An 8824-nucleotide genomic window follows, 5' to 3' on the forward strand; every position below is an offset into this window, starting at 1 on the left:
CGGACAGGGCCGACAGATCCCGTTGAAGACCCTGAGTCAGTCAGGCGTTGGGTCAGACCCCGCCGGGGAACGCTCACCTACATCCTCACTGTCAGTCGTCGTCGCGGTCGCCGGTTTCCTCGTCCCGGTCGTCCCGGTCGTCACCGTCGTCGTCCCGGTCCTCCGGGTCCTCCCGGTCGTCGCTGTCGTCGCCGCGGGCCGCGACGACGTCACCGCTGTCGGAGTCGACCTTCACCTCGTACCACTTGCCGTCCTCGCCGAGGATGTCGACCTCCCACGTGTGGGCGCCGCGGTCGTCGCCGTCGAACTCCGCGGACTCCACCGTCCCGGCCCGCTCCCGCAGCGCCGCCGCGACCGCGTCGTCGATGCCGACCTTCGCGGCGGCGAGTGCCTCGGCCTCACCGCGGTCGTCGTCCCGGCCGTCCCGGCCGTCGCGGCCGTCGCCGTCCCGGCCGTCCCTGTCATCGCGGTCGTCCCGGTCGCCGAGGTCGTCGTCCCGGCCGTCGTCGTCGCCGACCTCCACGTCCGCCGGCATCGAGGTCGCGTCCGCCCCGCTGTCGCCGTCGGAGACCGCGACCGCGGTCACCGTGCCGCCGGTGATGAGAGCCGCGGTGGCGACGGCGATGACGATGTTGCGCTTCATGAGGGTCCTCCCGCTTTCGGCGGATCGTGCCGCTGTGTGCTGACGGGAACCACGCTGCCTGAACGATCCTGAAGGCACCCTGAAGGGACCTGAAGAGTTCTTCAGCTTCCGTTTGCGACCCTTGTGACCATGCGACTGCTGATCGTCGAGGACGAACGACGCCTCGCCACCTCCCTCGCCCGCGGGCTCGCCGCCGAGGGCTTCGCCGTGGACGTCGTCCACGACGGCGTCGAAGGTCTGCACCGGGCCACCGAGACCGACTACGACCTCATCGTCCTCGACATCATGCTCCCCGGCCTCAACGGCTACCGCGTCTGCGCCGCTCTCCGTGCCGCCGGCGACGAGACCCCCCTCCTCATGCTCACCGCCAAGGACGGCGAGTACGACGAGGCCGAAGGGCTCGACACCGGCGCCGACGACTACCTCACCAAGCCCTTCAGCTACGTCGTCCTCCTCGCCCGCATACGCGCGCTCCTGCGCCGCCGCGGCCGTACCGCCGCACCCGTCCTGCGCGTCGGCTCCCTCGCCGTCGACTCCGCCGCACGGCGGGTGCACGTCGGCGAGACGGAGGTGACGCTGACGACGAAGGAGTTCGCGGTCCTCGACGTGCTGGCGCAGCGCGCCGGCGAGGTCGTCGCCAAGTCCGAGATCCTCGGCCACGCCTGGGACTTCGCGTACGACGGCGATCCCAACATCGTCGAGGTGTACGTCAGCGCCCTGCGGCGCAAGCTCGGCACCCGCACCATCCAGACCGTGCGCGGCGCCGGTTACCGGCTCACCGACCCGGACGGCGGCGGCGGTCCCCGTGCGTAGCCCGTTCTCCTCCGTACGCGCCAGGGCCGCGGTCGGCGCGACCGCCGTCGTCGCCCTGGCGCTCGTCGCCGCGGGCGTCGCCGTCCTGCTCGTCCTCCGCTCCAACCTGCACGACCAGGCCGCCCTGCAGGCGGAGGTCAACGCCCGCCGCACCGCGACGGAACTGAGCAACGGCATACCGGTCGCCGACCTGGACCTCCCCGACGACACCCCCGTGGTCGTACGCGGCGAAGACGACGGCATCCTGCTGGTGAGCGACGACCTCACGCACCTCGACGGCGCCGGCGGGTCCGCCACCGACCCCCCGCCCGGCACCCGCACGGAGCGCGCGACGCCGGTCCCGACGCCCACGCCGTCGCCCACCGGAGATCCCGAAGACGACGACGCCACCGACGCCGCCGACGACGACGCCGAGGACGACCCCGACGATTCCGTCGAGGACGCGCGCTCCGGGGCCGACGCCGACGACGCCGACGACGCCGACGACGCCGACGACGACTCCGACGACGCCGACCCGCGCCGCGGCGAGGTCGCCGACGAACCGGACTACGACGACGGCCGGGCCGTCCTCGACGGCAAGCTCGCCGACTACCGCTTCGCCGGCCTCAAGGTGACCTCCCCCGAGGACCGCACCTACACCGTCTGGGCGGGCGTGCCGCTCGACACCGAGCAGAACGCCGTCGGCACCGTCGGCCGCGCCATGCTCGCCGGGCTGGTGCCGCTGCTCGCCGTCGTGGCCGGCGTGACCTGGCTGGTCACGCGGCGGGCGCTGCGCCCGGTGGAAGGCATCCGCGGCGAGATGGCCGCGATCACCGCGTCCACGGACCTGTCCCGCCGGGTCCCCGAACCCACCAGCCGCGACGAGGTCGCCCGGCTGGCCCGTACCACCAACGAGACCCTGACCGCGCTGGAGGAGTCCGTCGAACGCCAGCGCCGCTTCGTCGCCGACGCCTCCCACGAACTGCGCAGCCCCATCGCCTCACTCCGTACCCAACTGGAGGTCGCCGCCGCCCACCCCGAACTCCTCGACCTGGACGGCGCCGTGGCGGACACCGTACGGCTCCAGCACCTCGCCGCCGACCTGCTGCTGCTGGCCCGGCTGGACGCCGGGGAGGAGCCGGCGGGCAAGCCGGTCGCGCTGGGCGCGCTGGTGCGGGAGGAGGTGGCACGGCGGAACGCGGAGGCCCCGGACGGTGCCGGGGGCCCGGCGGGCCGGGTGGCGGTCGTGGCCGGGGAAGCGGCGGACGCCACGGTGGCCGGCTCGCGCAGCCAACTGGAGCGCGTCCTCGGCAACCTGCTGGACAACGCGGTACGGCACGCCGCCGGCCGGGTCGACGTCCGGGTGCGCCGTGAGGGCACGTGGGCGGTGCTGGAGGTCGCGGACGACGGGGCGGGAGTGCCGCCGGCGGACCGGGAGCGGGTCTTCGAGCGGTTCGTACGCCTCGACGACGCGCGCAGCCGGGACGAGGGCGGCGCGGGCCTGGGCCTCGCGATCGTCCGGGACGTGGTCGTACGCCACGGGGGCACGATCGGCGTCGGCGCGGCACCGGGCGGCGGGGCGCTGTTCAGCGTGCGGCTGCCGCTGCACGGGGCGACGAACGCGGGCTGACGGCTGACAGATCCCGGCATCCGCCGCCGGGCCGGGCGCGGAAACCGTGCACACCTTCCGCGCCCGGAATGCGTCTTCCCCGGTGCGCCGGCCGGTGTCCGCCCGTACGCACCGGCCGGCGCACCGCACCTCACGCGCCCGCGTCCGGCGCGCCCACGCGTCAGCGGTACCCCGCCCCGCCCGCGCGTCAGGCGCGCAGGCGGGCCATCCACGCCTCCACCTCGTCCGCCTGCCGCGGCAGGTGGGCCGACAGGTTCCGGCAGCCGTCCTCCGTCACCAGGATGTCGTCCTCGATCCGCACCCCGATGCCCCGGTACTCCTCCGGCACCGTCAGGTCGTCGGACTGGAAGTACAGCCCCGGCTCCACCGTCAGGCACATCCCCGGACGCAGCGTCCCGCCCACGTACTCCTCGGTGCGGGCCGCGGCGCAGTCGTGCACGTCGATGCCGAGCATGTGGCCCGTGCCGTGCAGCGTCCAGCGCCGCTGGAGCCCCAGCTCCAGCACCTTGTCCACGTCCTCGACCTGCAGCAGCCCCCACTCGATGAGCTTCGCCGCCAGCACCCGCTGCGAGGCGTCGTGGAAGTCGCGGTACGCCGCCCCCGGCCGGACGGCGGCGATGCCCGCCTCCTGCGCCTCGTACACGGCGTCGTAGATCCGCCGCTGCAGCGGCGTGTACGTGCCGTCGATGGGGAGCGTGCGGGTGACGTCGGCGGTGTACAGGTTGCGGGTTTCGACCCCGGCGTCGAGCAGGAGCAGCTCGCCGGCGCGGACGGCGCCGTCGTTGCGTACCCAGTGCAGCGTGGTGGCGTGCGGGCCGGCGGCGCAGATCGAGCTGTAGCCGACGTCGTTGCCCTCGACGCGGGCGCGGAGGAAGAACGTGCCCTCGATGTAGCGCTCGCTGGTGGCCTCGGCCCGGTCGAGGACCTTCACGACGTCCTCGAAGCCGCGCGCGGTCGACGCACACGCGTCCTCCATCTCCGCGATCTCGAACTCGTCCTTGACGAGCCGCATCTCGGAGAGGAAGACGCGGAACTCCTCGTCCCGCTCGGCGGTGACCTTGTCGACGAGCGCCTTGTCGACGGCCGCGTCGTAGCCGCGCAGCAGCCGCACCGGCCCGGTGGCCTCCGCGAGGTGCTCGGTGAGCTTGCGGACGTCCTTGACGGGCAGGCCGAGCAGTTTCTCGTTCTCGGTGAGGCTGTTGCGCCGGCCGACCCACAGTTCGCCCTGGCCGGAGAGCCAGAACTCGCCGTTGGTGCGGTCGGAGCGCGGCAGCAGGTACGCCGTGGCCTCGTGGCCCGGCTTGCCGTCGCCGGTGGTCACGGGCTCCAGGACGAGCACGCCGTCTTCGGTCCGGTCGCCGGTCAGGTAGGCGTAGTCGGAGGAGGGCCGGAAGGGGTATTCGGTGTCGTTGGCGCGGACCTTGAGGTTGCCCGCGGGGATGACGAGGCGTTCGCCGGGGAAGCGGGCGGAGAGCACGGCGCGGCGTTCGGCGGCGTACGCGGCCTGCGGGAGGGGCTGGAGGTCGTGCCGCTCGGTGTCGGCCCAGCCGGACTTCATGTTCTCGGCGAGTTCGTCCGAGAGGCCGCCGTACAGGCCGTTCTTGCGCTGCTTGGCGGGCTTGTCACCGGCGCCGTCGGTGCCGTCCGCGCCCTCGGCGCCTTCCGCGGTCTCCCCGGGCGTGGTCTGCTCGGGTCCCGCGGACTCCGCGGTCTCGGGCGTCCGGGTCTGCGGCTGCTCCTCGGTCACGGCTTCCTCCTCTGCGATGCGTGGGCCGTCTCCAGCGTACGGCCGGGGGCGCGCCGCGAAGACCCCGCGAGCAGTGACGTTTCGAACGACGGCGGGCGACCGGCGGCGCGCGGGGAGGGCGGAGGAGGGCGCGACGGCGGGCGCGGTCAGCCGGTGAGCTGTACGGCGAGCAGGACGACGTCCTCGGGGTGGCCGGCGCCGTCGTCGGGGCCGGCGGGCAGCAGGCGGGCGAGGACGTGGTCGGTGAGCGCTTCGGGGTCGTCGCGTACGGGCGGGGGCGCGGTGGCGGCGGCGTGGTGCAGGCGGGTCATGGCCTGGTCGGCGGGCCGGCCGGTGCGGTGCAGGAGGCCGTCGGTGTAGAGCAGGACGGTTTCTCCAGGAGCGGGGTCGATGGTGACGCTGGGCGCTTCCCAGCAGGTCAGCATGCCCAGCGGCGCGGACAGGCTGGTCTCGGCGTACTCGGTGCGCCAGGGGCCGGTGACGAGCGGCGGGCAGTGGCCGGCGCCGGCGACGACGATGCTGCGGCGTCCCGGCGGCGCGTACGCGAAGAGCGCGGTGGCGCGGCGTCCGGGCTCGGTGAGCCGGATGAAGAGTTCGAGGTCGGACAGGACGGCGACGGGGTCCTCGCCCTCCATGACGGCATACGCGCGCAGCCCCGCGCGCAACTGGCCCATGGCGGCGACGGCCGCGGGTCCGCCGCCGCCGGCGGAGCCGACGGCGAGGCCGAGGGCGCCGTCGGGGAGGGGGAGGACGTCGTAGAAGTCGCCGCCGCCGAGGGGGCCCGTGCGGTGGCGGACGGCGACGCGGGCGCCGGGGACGCGGGGGAGGAGGGCGGGGAGCAGGGCGGCGCGTACGCCGTCGGCGGCGGTGCGGGCGCGGGCGAGGTCGAGGAGGCGGGCGAGGTGGTCGCCGGCGTGGCGGGCGTAGAGGCCGGCGAGGCGGCGTTGCCGGTCGGTGGGGCGCGCGGGCCCGTCGTAGAGCCACTCGACGGCGCCGAGGAGCGCGGGGGGCGGGTGCGGGGGCGCGGGCTGCGGCGCGCCGCCGGGGTGCGGGGGCGCGCCGGGGCGGGTGGGCCCGTACCCGGGTGGCACGGGCCCGGGTACGGGGGCGCGTCCGCCGGCATGCCGTCCGGGTGCGGGGGGTCCGGGGGCGTGCGGCTCGGGGGCGGCGGCCGGGGCGCCGGGGCCGTAGGCGGGCCCGGCGGGCGGCACGCCGCGGGGCGTCCCCGGGTGCACGGCGCCGGGGACGGCCCCGGCAGGGGCCTCAGGGGCGGAGCCGGAGTGTCCGGTTCCCGACTGGCCCGGTTGCGCCATACCGCCCTGGTGCGGTTGTCCCGGTGGTGGGCCCGCCGCGGGCGGGACTCCGCCGCTCCCGGGACCCGCCGCGGCCGGAGCCCGCGCCGGCCCCGGGGGCTGCGGCCCCGCCCCCGTCCACGCACCTGTCGCCGCGAGCGGCACGGCGTAGCCCGCCGCGTAGCCCAGGCGCATGGCGACGTCGCGGTGGCGGGGGTGGAGGCCGGGTTCCGCGGCGAGGTCGGGGCGGCAGACGTCGGCGGGGCGGGCGGTGGCGGGGGCGTCGAGGATGCGCCCGTACGACGTGGACGCGCGTGGCACGGTCTCCATGGCGCCCAGCTCCGCGGCGCCGATGCCGTAGCCGACACGGGCGTCGGGACCGCGGCCGTCGGCGGGCTGCAGCACGGCGAATCCCCGGCGGGCGCCGACGAGTTCCGCGCCGGCCCGGACGATCTCGTACAGCGCCTGTTCCCACTCCGTGGTGCGGGCGAGACGTGCGGTCAGTTCGTGGAGCGCGGTGAGGTCGCCGGCCCAGGCGGAGAGGCGGTCGTAGGAGAGCGCGGGGGACTCGGCGGGGTGGGCGATAGCGGGTCGCAGCAGCCGCTGCAGCTCAATTCCGGCCACATTCGGGGAGGGTGGGGTGCTCACCGTCGGCGGCTTTCGGGCAGCGGTTCCGCACCCGCGGCCCGCGCTCCGGCGCGGCCCGTCCGTACGGGCCTGACCGGCACAGGCATCGCGCTCAACAGCATCGCAGACCCCCATCTCATGCTGCGCCACTCGCAATAGATCCACATTTACACGGACTGGTGATGCGATGTCCAGTGTTGTCGGCTAGAGCAGGGTGGTGTCCGCGGGGCATCTGTGTTTGGCTGAAAACCGATGGGTGCTCTGGTCAACTGCGGTCGACTGGATTTCGACACGGAGGTCCCCACACAAGCCGGCAACGGCAGGAACCCGCCCAGGCGGCAGTGCGTCCTACTGGACAGAGCCCGGGCCTCGCCGACGCGTGGCGCGCCATTGCACGATCGAGCACGCACCGACGCACCGAGCAGCGCACCGACGCAGCACAGACACCGCACCGAGACCGCAGTGACTGTATGACCCTCGCAAGGTGATCGGCCAGCAGACCCTGGTGCCACGGAAGGATGAGCGCTTATGCGCGAATATCCCGGAAAGCGGCGCAGGCGTAATGGGCAGCGGGTGCTGCCGGACGCTGCGCTGACGTTCGCTTCACAGTGGCAGTGGCCCGTCGTGCCCGGAGCGGGCCTTCGAGCGCAGGCGCCCGGCAGTCGGGACCGGACGCAGGAACCGGCAGCCCCGTCGCGCGACCGCGCATGTGCCTGTCCCTATACGGAGTGCGCCGTGCCCGGTGCACATCCCCACGACCCCGGCGTGCTCGCCGCGACCACGGACCCGCGCATGGTCCGCTGGTGGTGGGAGCGGCAGCCGGACGCGCCGGTGCTGCTCGCCACCGGCGGCTTCGCGCCGAGCGCGGTGAGCCTGCCGGCGGTGACCGCCGCGCGGGCGCTGGCCCGGCTGGACCGGCTCGGGGTGCGTACGGGCCCCGTGGTGGCCACACCGGAGCGCTGGGCGCTGCTGGTGGCCAGTTACGGCTACGAGGAGCTGGGCGAACTGCTCGGCGAGCACGGCTGGGTGCCGGCGTCGCTGGGCTTCCACGGCGAGGGCGGCTATCTGGCGCTGCCGCCGTCGCAGACGGGCGCGGGACGGGTCCGCTGGGAGCGGGCGCCGCGCCCCCACGGCAGGGCGCCGTGGCTGCCGCCGGTGGCCACGGTGGTCGACGTGCTCGTGGAGGCGGTGGCGGCGGCCCCGGGCGGCGGCACCAGGTTCGTCGGCTGAGGGGTGCGCGCCGCGCGGTGTGCGCCGAGGCGTGCGCAGGGCGGACGGGTGGTGTCCGCGGGCGGGCGTGCCGTCAAGCGGTCCGTAGTGCCGCCTGCACGTCGTGTCCCACCGGAATGGCCCTGTGCCGTGGGCTTCCGCGCTTCGCCGCGCCGAATGAAATTCCATGAATGGCCGGCGGCCGGGCATGTAAAGACCCGGCCGCTGGCGACGGGGGATGCACCAGCGACCGGGCTACAAGCGACGGTAACAACACTTTGGCGTTTCGCAAATTCGAACGTCGTAATTCCCGTCAAATGATGGACCCGTCATACCGCACGGTATGCAGGTGATCAGCTCAGCGTCACCTGGCGGTTGGCGAGACCGCCGCGGGCCTTGCGCTCCGCACCCGTCAGCGGCTCGGTGACGGCCAGCGCCTCCGCCAGCCGCTCCCCGAACTCCGCGGCGGGCTTCTCGCAGTCCTCCGCCGTCATCGACGACGGCAGGTCCCACACCGGCACCACGAGGCCGTGCGCGCGGAACGAGCCGACGAGCCGGGTGTTCTCCGCGAGTGCGGAGGCCCCGGCGGCGTGCAGCCGGGCGAGGGCGTCGAGAAGCTTCTCCTCGGGGTGGGGCATGACCCAGCGCAGGTGGTTCTTCTCCGGTGCCTCGCACCAGTACGCCGCCTCGACGCCGCCGAGGCGGGCGGTGGGGATGGCGGCGGCGTTGGCCCGTTCCAGGGAGGCGGCGACCTCGCCGGAGGCCGACTCCGCGTCGTCCAGCCAGAACTCGAACCCGTCGTGCACCACGGGCCGCAGCGGCGCGGAGGCGTCGAGCAGGTCCTGCAGCCGCGGCCCTTCGCCGGTGCCGGTGGGCGCGGCGGG

General features: G+C 74.8%; 7 protein-coding genes. 3 read left to right on the forward strand and 4 right to left on the reverse strand.

From position 1 onward, the window contains the following. Positions 1-91 precede the first annotated feature (91 nt). Entirely contained in the window at positions 92-643 is a 552-nt protein-coding gene (locus I003_RS0128320; RefSeq protein WP_027774565.1) for a PepSY domain-containing protein, read from the reverse strand. Positions 644-772: 129 nt separating this feature from the next. Between I003_RS0128320 and I003_RS0128325 the strand changes: the two genes are divergently transcribed. Both I003_RS0128325 and I003_RS0128330 read left to right on the forward strand, forming a co-directional pair. After that, positions 773-1456, forward strand: a complete 684-nt coding sequence (locus I003_RS0128325) for a response regulator transcription factor (protein ID WP_027774566.1) — start codon at positions 773-775, stop codon at positions 1454-1456. Positions 1457-1511: 55 nt separating this feature from the next. Next, entirely contained in the window at positions 1512-3065 is a 1554-nt protein-coding gene (locus I003_RS0128330; RefSeq protein ID WP_486584438.1) for a sensor histidine kinase, read from the forward strand. Positions 3066-3252: 187 nt separating this feature from the next. On the opposite strand, the gene I003_RS0128335 is transcribed toward I003_RS0128330, so the two are convergent. Continuing rightward, positions 3253-4812 carry an aminopeptidase P family protein gene (locus tag I003_RS0128335; RefSeq protein ID WP_027774568.1) on the reverse strand — a complete coding sequence of 520 codons (1560 nt, stop codon included), beginning with the start codon at positions 4810-4812 and terminating at the stop codon, positions 3253-3255. 146 nt (positions 4813-4958) lie between these two features. Then, positions 4959-6728, reverse strand: a complete 1770-nt coding sequence (locus tag I003_RS0128340; protein WP_027774569.1) for a PP2C family protein-serine/threonine phosphatase — start codon at positions 6726-6728, stop codon at positions 4959-4961. A 531-nt stretch (positions 6729-7259) separates the two neighbouring features. On the opposite strand from I003_RS0128340, the gene I003_RS0128345 reads away from it, so the two are divergent. Beyond that, positions 7260-7961, forward strand: a complete 702-nt coding sequence (locus I003_RS0128345) for a bifunctional DNA primase/polymerase (RefSeq protein ID WP_027774570.1) — start codon at positions 7260-7262, stop codon at positions 7959-7961. A 332-nt stretch (positions 7962-8293) separates the two neighbouring features. Here I003_RS0128345 and I003_RS0128350 read toward each other — a convergent pair. Next, positions 8294-8824 (reverse strand): DUF5926 family protein (locus tag I003_RS0128350; protein ID WP_027774571.1); only part of this gene is annotated, 531 nt, incomplete at its 5' end.

The organism is Streptomyces sp. CNQ329 (assembly GCF_000482585.1).